12 protein-coding genes and 1 pseudogene are annotated in these 15,588 nt (G+C 65.4%); 11 read left to right on the top strand and 2 right to left on the bottom strand.

Going from position 1 to position 15,588, the window contains the following annotated elements; translation table 11 throughout:
- Positions 1-164: 164 nt before the first annotated feature.
- Positions 165-481: pseudogene (locus tag LDH74_RS12665) on the bottom strand (PhiH1 repressor).
- Positions 482-833: 352 nt separating this feature from the next.
- On the opposite strand from LDH74_RS12665, the gene LDH74_RS12670 reads away from it, so the two are divergent.
- The 10 genes from LDH74_RS12670 (at position 834) to LDH74_RS12715 (ending at position 12,774) form a co-directional block, all read left to right on the top strand.
- The gene (locus tag LDH74_RS12670) at positions 834-1,340 is read left to right on the top strand and encodes a PadR family transcriptional regulator (RefSeq protein WP_226039078.1); all 507 of its coding nucleotides are present in this window, start codon (positions 834-836) and stop codon (positions 1,338-1,340) included.
- A gap of 327 nt (positions 1,341-1,667) precedes the next feature.
- Positions 1,668-2,429 (top strand): ABC transporter ATP-binding protein, encoded by a 762-nt coding sequence (locus LDH74_RS12675; RefSeq protein WP_226039079.1) that lies wholly within the window; start codon positions 1,668-1,670, stop codon positions 2,427-2,429.
- A complete protein-coding gene (locus LDH74_RS12680; RefSeq protein WP_226039080.1) occupies positions 2,419-3,717 on the top strand; it encodes an ABC transporter permease in 1,299 nt (432 codons plus the stop codon). Before LDH74_RS12675 ends, LDH74_RS12680 begins: the two co-directional genes overlap by 11 nt.
- Positions 3,714-4,946, top strand: a complete 1,233-nt coding sequence (locus LDH74_RS12685; RefSeq protein ID WP_226039081.1) for an ABC transporter permease — start codon at positions 3,714-3,716, stop codon at positions 4,944-4,946. The genes LDH74_RS12680 and LDH74_RS12685 overlap by 4 nt, the downstream gene beginning before the upstream one ends.
- Before the next feature lie 189 nt (positions 4,947-5,135).
- Positions 5,136-5,663: a hypothetical protein gene (locus LDH74_RS12690; RefSeq protein ID WP_226039082.1), complete on the top strand. Its 528-nt coding sequence runs from the start codon at positions 5,136-5,138 to the stop codon at positions 5,661-5,663.
- 194 nt (positions 5,664-5,857) lie between these two features.
- The gene (locus LDH74_RS12695) at positions 5,858-8,749 is read left to right on the top strand and encodes a DEAD/DEAH box helicase (RefSeq protein WP_226039083.1); all 2,892 of its coding nucleotides are present in this window, start codon (positions 5,858-5,860) and stop codon (positions 8,747-8,749) included.
- A gap of 96 nt (positions 8,750-8,845) precedes the next feature.
- Complete coding sequence (locus LDH74_RS12700; RefSeq protein WP_226039084.1) at positions 8,846-10,870, top strand: PAS domain S-box protein; 2,025 nt, start codon at positions 8,846-8,848, stop codon at positions 10,868-10,870.
- Positions 10,871-10,945: 75 nt separating this feature from the next.
- The gene (locus LDH74_RS12705) at positions 10,946-11,671 is read left to right on the top strand and encodes a protein sorting system archaetidylserine decarboxylase (RefSeq protein ID WP_226039085.1); all 726 of its coding nucleotides are present in this window, start codon (positions 10,946-10,948) and stop codon (positions 11,669-11,671) included.
- Between the two features lie 42 nt (positions 11,672-11,713).
- Positions 11,714-12,079, top strand: a complete 366-nt coding sequence (locus tag LDH74_RS12710; protein WP_226039086.1) for a hypothetical protein — start codon at positions 11,714-11,716, stop codon at positions 12,077-12,079.
- Positions 12,076-12,774 (top strand): MinD/ParA family protein, encoded by a 699-nt coding sequence (locus LDH74_RS12715; RefSeq protein ID WP_226039087.1) that lies wholly within the window; start codon positions 12,076-12,078, stop codon positions 12,772-12,774. The genes LDH74_RS12710 and LDH74_RS12715 overlap by 4 nt, the downstream gene beginning before the upstream one ends.
- Positions 12,775-12,826: 52 nt before the next feature.
- Here the strand turns inward: LDH74_RS12715 and LDH74_RS12720 are convergent, their stop codons facing one another.
- Complete coding sequence (locus LDH74_RS12720) at positions 12,827-14,110, bottom strand: AAA family ATPase (RefSeq protein ID WP_226039088.1); 1,284 nt, start codon at positions 14,108-14,110, stop codon at positions 12,827-12,829.
- A 360-nt stretch (positions 14,111-14,470) separates the two neighbouring features.
- Between LDH74_RS12720 and LDH74_RS12725 the strand changes: the two genes are divergently transcribed.
- Complete coding sequence (locus LDH74_RS12725; protein ID WP_226039089.1) at positions 14,471-15,529, top strand: PQQ-binding-like beta-propeller repeat protein; 1,059 nt, start codon at positions 14,471-14,473, stop codon at positions 15,527-15,529.
- Positions 15,530-15,588: the final 59 nt, after the last annotated feature.

The following is a 15,588-nucleotide window of genomic DNA, read 5'->3' on the forward strand; positions in this document are numbered from 1 at the left end:
TCTGAAAAGGGGATCGTTTAGTGTTCGCGACCGCACCGTCCTCACATCCCAGCGAACATATCAAACAAGTACATCTGCGACAAGTATGTAGTCCTGTGGATCTTCAGAGAAATATTCGAGGACCGCTCGTCTAGCGCACAATCCATCAAGTGGGTTCCGATTTATTACGGTTCCGAGGAATGACTTGCAGGGGGGTCGTCTTGTGAGTCGTTTCCGGTGAGATAAACCTCGTTTTCAGCGTCGTACTCCTCATCGAGGTACGCTTTTCCTCGGTCGGTGATTGTGTAGACACCATTCCCGAGAGGAGTGAGCAATCCGTGCTCTGCGAGCTTCTTGCATCGCCGGGATACCGAGGATTGAGAAATTCTAATCCCGTTCCGTTCCGTTCCGTGAGATCCCCCACTCTCCCCGCGTCTTCCTCTCGAATGATCTCGAGGATCCGATCATCCCAGATCGTCATCCATGTCCCAGATTGCCTCATTACTACCCATAACGGTATAGATAGCCCTAACAGCCCGCATTATACTGAATGAGGGTATTTTAGCCATATTTGCCTAACCAATTCATTTATGCAATATTAGCCCGAATGTAGTTGGTAGGAGTAACTAACTCGGCGAGGATGGCTCTCTCCGGGTAGTCACACCGGACGGCGTCCCAGCGCCGTCCGGCAGAAGCTCCGTGATCCAGAATGAATCTCGAGCGTTCCGTGGGACGAAAATCCCACACACGGCAGGAGGTATCGCCAGCACAAAGATTTGGGGTTCCCGCTCCCTGTAACACCCGAGCCCCAACCCCCACTAGCACCGCCTCGACGGCGCGGGAGGTGATCCGAATTGCTCCCTGACCCGCGACCGCCGACGTGGATCCAACTCACCGCCTTCCAGCGCGACTGTCTCGAGGCCGTCGCCCGCCGCGAGCGGACCGGTCGGTGCTGCGACGAGCGCGGGATTATCCACGCCCTCGAGCGCCGGTATCCCAGCGTCACCCGAACCCGACTCGAGCCGAACCTGCGGACCCTCGTCGGGCGCGGCCTCCTCGCGAACCGCGCGGGAGCCGACGACCGGCCGAGCTACGCCCTGACCGACGAGGGGCGCGCCCTCCTCATCCAGCGCGCCGAGCGCTTCGCGGTCACCTGCGGGATCGGCGCGACCGATCGCGACGCTGGGGCCGGAGCCACCTCGAGCGAGATTCGGAGACGGATACTCGAGGCTCGAGACGAGAAGCCGAAACGGTGTCCCGACTGCGGCGCGGCGGTGCCCGAACGCGATCCGCTGGTCGGCTGGTGGTGCTGTGACGACTGCGGGATCCTCCTCGACGACGACGGCGAGCGGCTGACGTGACGACCGACTGCTGTCGTCCGACGCATCCGGAATCCGGCCGCCGTCCGGGCGATCGAACCCCTCCCAGAAGCTGACTACCACGGTCGCCAACCTGTACGCCCACCTTTCAGCGCCGGTCCAGCGGACAGTACGTCCCTACCGCGGCGGAACGTTCTCGAGGAGGCGACCGTCACACAACGCGATGGAGCGTCGCTAACGCTCGCATCTCGGAGTGGCTACCCGACCGTTGCCGGCGACGGGAACGGGGTTAACGGGCGTCTTTCAGGGGTAACCGGGTCGAAACAATGTGCCGGTGCGCCGTCCGCTGGCAGTGAGACCCCCGTGAGGATGTTCAACCGATCAGTTCAGGATTCGCGATCGCCGGCGAGGGACCGAACGGACGAGCGCGAATCGACGACGGCCGTTCGCCTCGAGGGAGTCACCCACCGCTACGGCTCGAGCGGGGGCCGGTTCCGATCGGGTGACGAGCGCACGGTGACCGCGCTCCGCGACGTCTCCTTCGACGTCCCGACGGGGACCATCGTCGGACTCGAGGGCCCGAGCGGAAGCGGGAAGTCGACGATCCTGCACGCGGTCGCGGGGCTGCTGGTGCCGACGGAGGGCAGCGTGGAACTGCGCGACACCGACCTCGCGGCGCTGTCCGACGGGGAGCGAACCCGGGCGCGGCGACGCCACATCGGGATCGTGTTCCAGCGGTTCCACCTCCTGCCGTCGCTGTCCGCCCGCGCGAACGTCGCCCTGCCGCTCGTGCAGGCGGGCGTCCCCCGGTCCGACCGGCGAGAGCGCGCGACCGACCTGCTCGAGGCGGTCGGCCTGGGCGATCGCACCACGCACCTGCCCGGCGAACTCAGCGGCGGCGAGCGACAGCGGGTCGCGATCGCGCGGGCGCTCTCGACGGACCCGGACGTGATCGTCGCCGACGAGCCGACGGGCGAACTCGACACGGCGACCGGCGGGGACGTCCTCGAGCTCCTGACCGATATCGGGCGCGACCGAGCGGTACTGGTGGCCTCGCACGACGCGGCCACGCTGTCCGTCGCGGACCGCGTCGTCACGCTTCGCGACGGGCGGGTGGACGATGTCCGATGAGACCGACGAGTTACCCGAGGGCGTCGAGACGCGGCGACGAACCCGGTGGTCGGGCCTCGTCGGACTGACGCTCGCGAGGTGGCGCCAGCGGGCGACGGGAACGACGGCGGGCCGGATCGCGTCGACCGTCGGCGCCGTCGCACTGACGATCGCGTTCCTGCTCGTCGTGACGGGCATCGCGCTGGCGCTGGCCGACGGCGGCGCGACGAGCAGGGACGACGCGGACGTCCGTATTACGCCGACCGAGGGGAGCACCCTCTCGTCCGTCGACGGGGTCGAAGGCCCCCGCCTCGGAGCGACGAACGAACGGGCCGGGACGATCCGCTCGCACGACGGCGTCGAGCACGCGTCCCCGGTGCTCGTCGAGACGGCGCGACTCGAGTCGACCGACGGCGACCCGCGGACGGTCCGTCTCGTCGGCGTCGTTCCCGACGGCGAATCGCGGACCGTCGCGGGACTACCGACGGACCGCCTCGAGCCGGGTGACTCCCACTACGCGAACGGATCGTACGACGGCCCGCGAAACGGGGAGATCGTGCTCTCTCGCACCGCCGCCGACCGACTCGACGCGTCAGGCGGCGACGAGCTGGCCGTCTCGAGGGGGCCGATGCAGTCGAACGAGACGGCAGTAACGGTGACGGTTGCGGCCGTGGGGGATGGCGGTGGCGGCGGTGGCGGCAAGGGCAGCGAGGGCGGCGCTCCGATCGCCCTCGTGCACGCGAGCGAACTCCAGTCGCTTTCCGGGGCCGCGGACGGCCAACTCGCCGATCGGGTGTTAGTCTGGGGCAACTCCGACGCGGCGCAGTCGGCCGCCACCGACGCGTATCCCGACGCGTCGGTCGAGATCGCCGGAACCGCCGATCCCACCGCGTTGTTCGAGGACGGCCTGGCGTTCGCGACCAGCGTGATCGCGCTGATCGTCGGCGTGACGATCTGTGCCTCGTTCGTCGCGACGACCATGGGCATGACCGTCGACGAGGACCGGCGGACGCTGGCCGTCCTCGAGTCGATCGGCGTTCCCACTCGCGGTCGCCTCGCCGTCGTCGCGATTTCGACGGGGATCACCACGTTCGTCGGCTCGCTCGTGGGAATCGTCTTCGGCGCGGGAGGGATCGTGGGCGTCAACGCGATCGCCAGCGCGACTATCGCGCCGGGGGCGGTCGCCCAGTTCCATCCCTTGTTCGTCCCGTACGCGATCGCCGTCGCGCTCCTGTCGGGCCTCGTGGCCGTTCCCTACCCGCTCGCGGTAGCCGCGCGAACGTCAGTTCTCTCGGAGGTGGGACGATGAGCGTCGGCGGCGCGGTCGTTCGAACGCGAGCCGTCATCGGACTCGCGCTCGCCCAGCTTCGGCGCTCCCCCGGCCGAACCGTCCTCACCGTGCTCGCGGTCACCCTGGCCGTCCTCTCGGTGACCGTTCTCGCGAGCCTCGGCGTGGGCGTCGTCGAGAAGGGAGAGCAGGGACTGGACAGCGCCGGTCGGGACATCTGGATCTCGCGCTCCCCGGTCGATCCGGGGTCCAGCGGCACTGAAAACCCGATATCTGGCGCTCACGGCACGGCAGCCGAGCTCACCGCGCGGGACGATATCGCCTCGGCCTCGCCGATCGCGATGTACGACGTCTACCTCGGAACGGATCCGTCGGACCTCCAGCGCAGACCCGCGGTCGGCGTCCAGGAGACCCACGACGGCTTCGACTTCGAAGCGGGCCACGGGTTCGAGGTGGACAGGGAGACCGCCGCCAGCCCCCCACCTGACGAGCCCCAGCGCGACGAGATCATTCTCGATCCGCAGGTCGCCGACGAACTGGGCGTCTCGGTCGGCGACACGATCTACGTCGGGACCAGCCGACACACGGCGGAGGCGAACGAGCTCACCGTCATCGGGATCTCGGGCTACTACTCGCAGTACCTCGGCTCGCCGGCGGTGACGGTCCCGCTGGGCGACCTGCAGGCCATCGCCGGCACGTCGGGAACTGACCGGGCGACCTACCTCACCGCCGACGTGGCGGACGGCGCCGACCGCGACGCCGTGGCGGCAGAGCTCGGCGAGGCGTATCCCGAGTACGACGTTCGGACCAGCGATAATCAGGTACAGTCGATGCTCGAGGAGCGCACGATGGTGCTCGCGAGCGGCGCGACGCTGGTCGGGCTCGCCGTCCTCGGCGGAATCGTCCTGACGGCCAACCTGTTCGCGCTCGTGGCCCACCAGCAGCGCGAGGAACTGGCGGCCCTCCGTGCGATCGGCCTCTCTCGCCGGCTGCTCGCCGGCACGATCGGCACGCAGGGGCTCGTCATCGGTCTGCTCGGCGGCCTGCTCGCCGTCGCGGTGACGCCGCTAGCCGTGATCGGGTTGAACCGGTTCTCGGCGTCGGTGCTCGGCTTCGAGCGTCTCCTCCGGACGCCGCCCGAGGTCTACGCGGGCGGGTTCGCGCTCGCGCTCGGTGCCGGAACGATCGTCGCGATCGTCGCCGGCTGGCGCGCCGGCCGCTACGCTCGTATCGAGCATCTCCAGGCCTGATACGGTCTGGTGTACCGATGTACCGGAGCAACCGCAGGACGGTTCGCGGTTGCTCCGGAACTGACTGACAACAGTCCGTATGAGACCCTCGAGGCCTGAACCCGAACCAGCGGTACTGACCGAGTCCCGTCGACGCTGCCGGCTTTCGCACGCCGAACCCACTTGCCGGCCGGACCCGTACGTCTCGTGATGCGACTACGAACACCTGCTCGAGATCGATCGCCCTCGGCGGCGTCCGGATCGGAATCGACGGCTGACGCTTCCTCGACGAGCGGCCTCGCCAGACACCTTCTCACCGCCGTCGGGATCATCGCGCTCGCGTACGCCGTGTCGCGGCTTCTGGACTCGAGGGAGTCGATCCCCGCGGTCGAGGAAATCCGAGAGCGAGCCGTGGAGACCGTTCCGGACGAGGTCCAGAGCCGAGCCGTCGACGCCGTCCCCGACGATCGGATCGAGACGATACGGAACCGAACCGGTCAGACCGTTCCCGACGATGTCACTGAGATTTCCATCGACGGGCCCAGGAACGAAGCGGCCGAGGCCGGGTCCGATCCCGACTCGTCCACCGAGACGATCGAGAGCGGCGACGAGTCCGACGTGACGGGGCTGAACGAGGACGATACCGACGAACTCGACGAAGGGAGAACGGACGAGGACGGCGACGACGCGGTCGACGCGGAGTCCGATAGCGATCACGATGCGGGACTCGAGGAGTGAGTCGTCCCGCGGTGAAGGCGACAGCGAGACGATAGCATGACGAAATCGGAATGACAGCGAGACGAAAGCGGAAGGAAAGCGGAAGGAAAGCAGAAGGAAAGCGGAACGATAGCGAGGAGAAATACACGGCGTCGGTCGCGGGTAACTGGCCGAAAACGTGGTCCTTATCCGCCGTTCGTCCCTAGCGCGTTTCGATGACTGACGGGGACGTCGCGGCGTTTACGCACCTCGGGTCGACGGTTCGGGGAGCGCTCTCCGAACGCGGCTTCTCGCAGCCGACGGCGCCGCAGCGACTGGCGATTCCGCCGCTGTCGGCCGGCGAGAACACGCTCGTGATCGCGCCCACCGGGAGCGGCAAGACCGAGACGGCGATGTTGCCCGTCTTCGACCACCTCGTGGCGGACGACGGTGAGCCGAGCACACCGAGGCAATCCTCGTCGGAGGATCCCGCCGACGGCGGTCCGCCGGAGGGATTCGGCGTGCTCTACATCACCCCACTACGGGCGCTCAACCGCGACATGCGCGAGCGCCTCGAGTGGTGGGGCGACTACCTCGGCCTCGAGGTCGACGTTCGCCACGGCGACACGACCCAGTACCAGCGGGGGAAACAGGCCGAGGATCCCCCGGACGTGCTGATCACGACCCCCGAAACCGTGCAAGCGATGCTCACCGGCAAGCGGCTGCGGGAGGCGCTCGCGGACGTCTCTCACGTCGTGATCGACGAAGTCCACGAACTCGCAGCGTCCAAGCGGGGCGCGCAGTTGGCGATCGGCCTCGAGCGACTCCGGGACCTGGCGGGGCCGTTCCAGCGGATCGGGCTCTCGGCGACCGTCGGCGATCCGGGAGAGGTCGGCCAGTTCCTCACTGGCGGCCGCCCCTGCGAGATTCGCGAGATCGACGTCGGGAGCAACGTCGACGTGACGGTCCGCGAGCCCGCCGTGACCGAGGAAGACGAACGACTGGCCGGCGAACTCATGACCGAAGCCGACACGGCCAGTCACGTCCGGCTGATCCGGGATCTGGTCGACGAACACGAATCGACACTGATCTTCGTCAACACGCGGCAGACGGCCGAAGCGCTGGGGTCGCGGTTCAAGGAACTCGACCTGCCGATCGGCGTCCACCACGGCTCGCTCTCGAAGGAGGCCCGGATCGACGTCGAGGACCGGTTCAAGGCCGGCGAAATCGACGGCCTCCTCTGTACGTCCTCGATGGAGCTCGGGATCGACGTGGGGCAGGTCGATCACGTGATCCAGTACAAGAGTCCCCGACAGGTTACCCGCCTCCTCCAGCGGATCGGTCGCGCGGGCCACCGACAGGACGAGGTCTCGAGCGGCACGATCGTCACGACGCGACCCGACGACACCTTCGAAGCGCTGGCGATCGCCCGCCGGGCCCGCGACGGCGAGGTCGAGCCGGCGGCGATCCACGAGGGGAGTCTGGACGTGGTCGCGAATCAGCTGCCGGCGATCGTCCAGAGTCGCGGCGACACGTACGTCGACGACGCCGCCGAAACCGTAAGGCGGTCGTATCCCTTCCGGAACGTCCCCGAAGCGACTATTCGCGAGATCGTCTCCGAACTCCACCGGAATCGGATTCTGTGGTTCGACGAGGCCGAAGATCGCATCGAGACGACCGGCGGCACCTGGCAGTACGTCTACGCCAATCTCTCGATGATCCCCGACGAGGAGACCTACGAGGTCCACGACATCGCATCGGGAGGCCAGATCGGGACCCTGGACGAGCGCTTCGTGGTCAACTTCGCCCAGCCCGGCGAGGTGTTCATCCAGCGCGGTGAGATGTGGCGGATCGCCGAGATCGACGACGAGGAGGCCCGGGTCAAGGTCAGTCCGATCGAGGACCCCGCGGGCGAGGTGCCGTCGTGGATCGGCCAGGAGATTCCCGTCCCCGCCGCGGTCGCCGGCGAGGTTGGCGAAATTCGGGCCGTCGCGGAGCCCCAATTGGAAACCGGTGCCGACGCCGCCGCAGTCGGCCGCGAACTCGCGGGCCGCTATCCGGCCGACGAGTACACCCTGACCGAGGCCTGCGCGCAACTCGAGGCCCAGATCGACGCCGGCGCGCCGATGCCGACGGCGGATCGACTGGTGCTCGAGCGGCAGGGCCGGACGATCGTGCTCAACGCCCCCTTCGGCCACACGGCGAACGAGACGCTCGGACGAATTCTCTCGGCACTGCTGGGCCAGCGCGCGGGGTCGTCCGTCGGCCTCGAGACCGATCCCTACCGGATCGAACTCGAGGTGCCGAACTCGATCGCGACGAGCGACGTGCTCGCGGTGCTCGAGGAGACCGACCCTGACCACGTCGAGGCGATCGTCGAACTCGGGCTCAAGCGCTCGGACGCGCTCGCCTTCCGCCTCGCACAGGTCTCGGCGAAGTTCGGCGCGCTCAAGCGCTGGCAGAATCAGGGGTCGGGCCGCATCTCGAACGACCGCTTGCTCGCCGCGCTCGAGGACACGCCGATGTACGAGGAGGCGATTCGGGAGGTGTTCCACGAGGACCTCGACATCGAACGCGCGAGTTCGGTGCTCGAGCGGGCCCAGTCGGGGGACCTCGAGCTGGTGACCCACCGCGGGCGCACGCCGGTCGGACTGGGCGGTCGTTCGTCGGGTGGCAAGGAACTCCTCGCGCCCGAAAACGCCGATGCGAGCGTCATCAAGACGGTCAAGGAGCGGATTCAAGACGACCGCGTCATTCTGCTGTGTACCCACTGCACCGAGTGGAAGGTGAAGACGAAAGTCAAGCGGGTGCCCGACCAACCCGAGTGTCCCGAGTGCGGGTCGACGCGGATCGCCTCCCTGAACCCGTGGGCCGACGAGGTCGTGCAAGCGGTCCGGTCGCAGGAAAAGGACGACGAGCAGCGGGAGATGACCGAACGCGCGTTCCGGGCCGCGGGCCTCGTCCAGAGCCACGGCAAGCAGGCCGTCATCGCGATGGCCGCCCGCGGCGTCGGCCCCCACAACGCCGCTCAGATCATCAACAAACTTCGCGAGGACGAAGCCGAATTCTATCGGGACATCCTCTCGAAGGAGCGCGAGTACGCCCGGACGCAGGCGTTCTGGGACTGACGGGCGCTCAGGAGTGACGATCGGCGTCCGACCGACTGACCCCCCGCCACACCTCGTTCCACAGTCCTTATCTACGCTACGACCAAATTCGGGTCAATGAATCCCGGCCCGTCAAATGACCCGTCCGCGGCTGCGGACGAGTCCGAAGCCGGTTCGTACCCCGCCCGGCTAGAGGGGCTACTCGAGGCGGCGGACGTCGCCTGTTTTCGAGCGACGCCGTCCGGGACGATCGTCGCTGTCAACGACGCGTTCACGCGGCTGACGGGCTACGCGCGGAGCGAACTCGACGAGCGGCCGTTCGACGCGCTTTTCGACGACGGAACGAGCCTCGAGTCGCTCGGTTCGGATCTCGACGGAGGGAGTTCGTCGCCGACGTCGACGCCGGTTTCGATTCGAACGAAGATGGGGAGCATCCCCTGTACGGTCCACCTCGAGGTACGGCTGCGAGGCGACACCGATCGGGAACCGACGATCACCGGAATCGTCCGCCGACGGCGCGTCCCCGCCCGCTCGTCGGCGGCGTCCGACTCCGATCTCACGTACGGTCGGACCTTCGAGGCGCTGGCGAACGCGCTCCCCGACGGCATCATCGTCCTCGATACGGACAGCGACATCCAGTACGCCAACCCGGCCGTCGAACGCATTCTCGGCCACGATCCCGACGAGCTCGTCGGCTCGAGCAAGGTCACTATCATCCCGGAACGACTGCGCCAGACCCACCTCTCCGCGCTCCAGCGCTACCTCGAGACCGGCGAGCGAAACATCAACTGGACCTACGTCGAGCTGCCGGGCCAGCACGCGGACGGCAACGAGGTCCCGCTCGGTGTTTCGCTCAACGATTTCACGTTCGACGGGGATCGGTACTTCGTCGGCCTCTTTCGGGATATCTCGCCGCGCAAAGAGGCCGAGCAAACCCTGACGGAGAAAGTCGTCCAGCTCGAGTCGGTCTCCTATCTCGGTCGAAACGCCCTGGAGAACGGGGATATCGACGCTCTGCTCGAGAAAGCAACCGAACTGGTCGCGGCGTCGCTCGACGCGGAGTACGCGACCGTCTTCGAACACGACGCGGCGGACTCCGACGCCGCGGTGCTCCGACTCCGGGCCGGCAGCGGTATCGATGTCGCCGACGGTGCGACGACGCCCGTGTCGGACTCGATCGCTGCCGCCGTACTGGCCGGCGACGGCCCCGTCGTGATCGAGGACCTCGAGTCCGACGACCGGTTCGACGGTCCGTCGGTATCGGGCGATCGCGACGTCCGGAGCGGCATCACCGTCACGATCGGACCGGTATCCGACCCGTGGGGTGTCCTCGACGTCTACGACACCGATCGACGGGAGTTCGCCGACCACGACGTCGACTTCCTCGAGAGCGTCGCCACGATCATCGCGACGGCGATCGAGCGCCAGGGGTACGAGCGACGCCTCAACGAGACGGTTTCGGAGCTCGAGGCGTCGAACGAACGCCTCGAGCAGTTCGCCTACGCCGCCTCCCACGACCTGCAAGAGCCCTTGCGGATGGTCTCGAGCTACCTCCAGCTCATCGAGAGCCGGTACGCCGACGAACTCGACGCGGACGGCCGCGAGTTCATCGACTACGCGGTCGACGGCGCGAATCGCATGAGCGAGATGATCGAGTACTCCCGAATCGACTCGCAGGGCGACCCCTTCGAACCCGTCGATCTCGACGCCGTGCTCGAGGACGTGCTGACCGACCTGCAGATGATGATCGACCGATCGGACGCGGAGATTTTGATCGGGCCGTTACCCGAGGTGCGAGGCGACCCACATCAGCTCCGCCAACTGTTCCAGAACCTGCTCTCGAACGCGATCGAGTACAGCGGCGACGAACCGCCGCGAGTGGACATCACCGCCGAGCAGTGCGGCGGGACGTGGGAGATTTCGGTCCGCGACGAGGGGATCGGCATCGGACCCGACGAGCAGGATCGAGTGTTCCGGGTATTTCAGCGCCTCCACAGTCACGAGGAGTACGAGGGGACGGGAATCGGACTCGCGCTCTGTCGCCGCATCGTCGAGCGCCACGGCGGCCGCATCTGGGTCGACGCCGAACCCGGCGAAGGCTCGACGTTTACCTTCACGATTCCCGTCGACGGATCGCGGTAGCGACTCGAGAGGAGAACCGTCGTTCCGATCCGTCGATCCGTAACGGCCATACGCCTCGCTCACGTCAATTGGCCCATGAAATTCGCGCCGGGGGCCTGGAAGTACGCCATCGTTCCACTGCTCGCCGCCCCGTTTGCCCTTCTCATTAGCGTTACAGCGAGTCTCGTCGCGCTCGCGGTCGGTACGGGAACCCTCGCGTTCTTTCGGGATCCCGAGCGCTCCCCGCCGCCGACCGGCGTCGTCTCGCCGGCCGACGGAAACGTCTCCGTTCTCCGTGAGGAAGGCGACCGAGTTCGGCTGGGCGTCTTCATGAACGTCTGGCACGTCCACGTCGTCCGTTCTCCCTTCGCGGGCCGGGTCACCGACGTCGAACACGTCTCCGGTGCGAACCGTCCGGCCTTCTCGAAGGAGTCCGACCGAAACGAACGCGTCCACGTCCGCTTCGAGACCGATTCTTCGCAACTGCCGTCGGCGGAAGCCGATGGCGACGAGACGGAATCGATCGCAGCCGACGACCCGAACGCACACCCAGACGAACCCGACCACGACGCCGACGTCACGCTCATCGCCGGCGCGTTCGCCCGCCGCATCCACCCCTACGCCGAGCGCGGCGACGATCTCGAGCGGGGCGAACGGATCGGCCACATCGCCTTCGGCAGCCGCGTCGACCTGCTCTTTCCCCCGACGGTCGATCTCGAGGATGTTACGGTCGATATCGGGGACTCGATGACCGCCGGCGAGAGCGTCGTGCTCGAGTCGTCGGCCGACGCGCTGGCCGGCGAGTTCGACCTCGAGGCCTGAATTCGGCGATCCTTTATCCGATATCGAGCGGCCAACACGAGCATGATCGAACTCGACTGGGAGATCGACCGGATCGAGGGAGTGACGCTGGTTTCCGCGACCGTCGCGACCACCGCGACGACGCCGCAGCGAGTCCGTATCGAGAGCCGACTCGACGGCCCCCTCTGGCATCCAGGTCGCGGACCGCATCCAGATCCCGAGTGGACCGACGCAGGCTGGGACGGGATCGTGGAACCGAATCAGTACCGCGGTATCGGCTTCGCGAGTCCCGCAGCGCCCGCTGAGCCGCCGCTCGAAGTGGTTGCCGCTCGGCGGGCACCGACCGATCGGTCGGCAACCGAGGGCGACGCGCTCGCGTCACTGACCGAGTGGAAACCGACGCCCGACGTTCTCGAACGGCAGCGATGATCGTCGCCGTCAGCGGCGGCAAAGGCGGCGTCGGTAAATCGACGATCGCGTTGAACCTCGGTCGCGAACTGGACGCGGTCGTCGTCGACGGCGACCTCACGACCGCCGACCTCCCGCGCGGTCACGGCCCGGACCTCCACGACGTGCTCGCCGGTCGCGCCGAACCGCTCGAGGCGATCGACCGCCGCGATGCGGTGCGCGTCCTTCCGTGCGGGCGAACCCTCGCCGGCGCTCGCGCTGCGGACCTGACCGCGTTCGCGCGAGTGATCGATCGGATCGAACGCGAGTTCGGTCGCGTCCTCGTCGACTGTCCCGCCGGGCTGGCGCGTGACGTGGGCCGACAACTCGCAAGCGCCCACCTGGCCGTCCTCGTGACGACGCCGACCGAGCCGGCTCTGACCGATGCGCTCCGGACGAAGCGGCTCGCTCTCGCTCTCGAGACGCCGATCGCCGCCGTCGTCCTCAACAGGGCCGACACTGCGGCCATCGATCGGATCGGTGACCGCGTCGAACGACACTTCGGCGCACCGGCGATCGGGCTCGAGGAACTGCCGGCGGTCGCCGACGCGCAGGCCCGTCGGCGTCCCGTTCGCGACGTCCATCCCGACTGTCCGACCGTCGACGCCGTTCGGACGGTCGCTCGGCGGATCGAACGCTGCGAGAAACGACTGACCGATCGAATCGGTGTCCACTGATCGGTCCGATACCGGAGATCAGGTACGAGTCGGCTACGTCTCAGAGAGCGAGTCAGAACCCGTTACTATTCGGAGCGACCGTCTCCTCTCCGAACTCGAGTTCGATCGCCTCCGTGGTCGCCCCGTCGGCTCTATACTTCAGAATCGACAGATAGTGTTCGACGTTCGCCCCTGTCTCGGGCGTGACCGCCGTTATCTCGAAGACCGCATCGGCCGCGTGCGTCGTCACTGTTCGATTCGACGGAATCGTGTGACCCTTCAGACAGTGTAACAGGCCAATGCTCCCGGTTTCGACCAGTTGCTCTTTGAGGTCGTCGAGAAACGAGACGTACTCGTCACGACCGTCCCGCTCGAACGCGTTCACGGGATCGACGATCAGCGTGGACGACGCCGGGAGTTTATCGGTCATCGACCTCGCCTCGGCGATCCCGTTCTCGTCAGAGAGGCGGCGAACCGTCGGCTTTCCCGTCGCCGTCGGAACGGACTCGAGCGCTCGCTGAACGTTGGCCGGCGACCGTTCGGTCGACAGATAGAGCGTGCCACGGACGGCGGTTGTCTCGGAGAGAAACCGTTCGGAGCGACTGGCCGGGGCTGCCACGACCGCGACCATGGATCCCGGTTCCAGCCCGCCACCGAACGCCCGATCGAGTGGATCGTAACCGGTCCGCAGCAGGTCTTCGTCGTACGGTGGAGCCGATCCGTCCATCGCGGTTCTCGTCGCTATCGTCGCCGCGATCTCGTCGTAGGCCGCTCGAGTCGCCTCGTCCGTCAGCGGTGCCGTTCCGTCGGGTACCCGGCCCAGGACCGGCACGTCGGTCCACGACCTGATCGTCTGTGGGACGCTCTCGCATCTGTTTACTACCGTTCCGAGTATCGGCACCTCGAGTCGGCGAGCTATCTCGATCGTCGTCTCCGCGGCGGAGATGCTGCGCTCGCTGTCAGTCGTCACGACGATCACTCCCTCGGCTGCCGAGAGCGGTTCGACAACGTCGATCCCCGCCCCTGACGGACAGTCCACGAACGTTCGGACGGTGTCGGACTCGAGCCGGTCGAGCGCCACCTCGAAGTTTACCCGGTTCGACGATTCGGGGGCCGACAGCAGCCCGACGTTCGACGTTCGTGGACTCGGCTGGACGACCGATTCGACGGTGGCGTCAGACTCGAGTGCGGCGAGCGTCGGCGTCCGATCAACGCCGCCCGCGACGTGCAGGTTCGGCAGTTGACAATCGGCGTCGACCGCGATCGACGTCGTTCCACGTCTCCCGACGGCCTCCGCGAGTCCGATCGTCGTTACCGTCTTTCCACAGCCGCCCTTCGCGCCGGCGATAGCAATCATACCGACAGTGGTGCGGCATCCTTTTTCAACCTCCGTCCCGGTCCTGAAAGGCGGTCACTCTGGTTCTCGGGATGGCTGTCGCTTGAGGCGAGAATCCGACGATAGTCAACTACTACTCCGCAAACGATCGCATTCGACGTCAGCGTTCCTGATCGAGACAGTATCCTAAGAATTATACTTTGCTGAAGTAAAGTGATCGTATATAACATGGGTCGGAAATCGATTCGGACACGCCGGAACTGGTTGGCGAGTTGTGCGAGCGTTACTGCGGGGCTTGCAACGCTGGCTGGCTGTATGAATAGTGACGAGACGAGTGACGAACCTGAAAACAGCGATGACCTCCCGCCTACCACATGGCCGATGTACGGCGTCGACCCACAGAATACTGGTCATCATCCGACAGCGACTGGACCGAGTGGTGGAGAGGTAGAACTGCGGACCGTCTTTGAATCGGAGGGAGTGATTAGTAATAGTCCAGCAATCGCTGACGGGACGTTGTACGTCGCTGCGGACAACCATCTCCACGCAGTTGATCTTGCGACTGAGGAACTCGAGTGGAAGAAACAAGTGAATGCCTCACCTAGTGCTCATCCCGCTGTTTCTGATAAAGGGGTGTATGCCGGAACGAAAGACGGGATTGTCGCAGTAGAGCGTGGCGGCGATTCGGTGCTCTGGCGGAATGATGTGGGAATCAGTAGCATAAATCCTGTGATAGCTGACAATGCTGTAGTCGGTACGCAGAATCTGATTCTCCATCGCTTTGATCCGGAATTTGGTGACGAAAAACCCCTGCATAATATGCGAGATTATCAGGGCGGTGGACCGCATACAAATGTTCCTGCCGTTGCTGATGGAACTGTGTATTTTGCGGGTGAAAATACCCTCTATGCGGTGGATCTCGAGACTGGCGAAGTTGAGTGGCAATTCGAAAACCCAGCAGGAGAACCGTTAGGTGAGAGTAATCCTGCAGTCAAAGATGGGACAGTTTATGTTGGTGGCGAAGACCAGCGTCTTTATGCGATCGATACTGAGAATGGCTCTGAAGAGTGGTCAATAGAAATTAACGCAAGCGTAGAATGGAGTCCATCAATAGCAGATGGGACGATCTATTTCGGTGGAGCTGGTGCGGGTGCTCAGAAGTTTTTTGCTATTGATCAAGAGTCTCAAGATCATGTTTGGGGACCGAAGGACCTTCGATACAGTGTGCGCTCAAAGCCGATAGTTGCTGATGGGATTGTCTATCTCTCTAATTATCGTGATTTGATTGCCTTCGATTCTGAGAACGGAACAGTGAATTGGAAATATGAAGATATCGGAGAGGGAGTGAGTGAATCTATAGGTGCTACACCTGCACTTTCTGATGGCCAACTCTATTTTTCGTCATTAGCTGGTGAGGTTTGTAAGATTACCAGTTCGTGAGTATCAGCACCTATTATTAGATTAAATAGTATTTATATAGTTAGTTATGGCCACTATAA

This window comes from Natrinema sp. DC36 (assembly GCF_020405225.1).
Taxonomy (GTDB): Archaea; Halobacteriota; Halobacteria; order Halobacteriales; family Natrialbaceae; genus Natrinema.

Coding starts and splice junctions, on each gene's coding strand:
- LDH74_RS12700 (WP_226039084.1), top strand. CDS start 8,846: ATGAATCCCGGCCCGTCAAATGACCCGTCCGCGGCTGCGGACGAGTCC.
- LDH74_RS12705 (WP_226039085.1), top strand. CDS start 10,946: ATGAAATTCGCGCCGGGGGCCTGGAAGTACGCCATCGTTCCACTGCTC.
- LDH74_RS12695 (WP_226039083.1), top strand. CDS start 5,858: ATGACTGACGGGGACGTCGCGGCGTTTACGCACCTCGGGTCGACGGTT.
- LDH74_RS12680 (WP_226039080.1), top strand. CDS start 2,419: ATGTCCGATGAGACCGACGAGTTACCCGAGGGCGTCGAGACGCGGCGA.
- LDH74_RS12710 (WP_226039086.1), top strand. CDS start 11,714: ATGATCGAACTCGACTGGGAGATCGACCGGATCGAGGGAGTGACGCTG.
- LDH74_RS12690 (WP_226039082.1), top strand. CDS start 5,136: ATGCGACTACGAACACCTGCTCGAGATCGATCGCCCTCGGCGGCGTCC.
- LDH74_RS12715 (WP_226039087.1), top strand. CDS start 12,076: ATGATCGTCGCCGTCAGCGGCGGCAAAGGCGGCGTCGGTAAATCGACG.
- LDH74_RS12725 (WP_226039089.1), top strand. CDS start 14,471: ATGTACGGCGTCGACCCACAGAATACTGGTCATCATCCGACAGCGACT.
- LDH74_RS12685 (WP_226039081.1), top strand. CDS start 3,714: ATGAGCGTCGGCGGCGCGGTCGTTCGAACGCGAGCCGTCATCGGACTC.
- LDH74_RS12675 (WP_226039079.1), top strand. CDS start 1,668: ATGTTCAACCGATCAGTTCAGGATTCGCGATCGCCGGCGAGGGACCGA.
- LDH74_RS12720 (WP_226039088.1), bottom strand. CDS start 14,110: ATGATTGCTATCGCCGGCGCGAAGGGCGGCTGTGGAAAGACGGTAACG.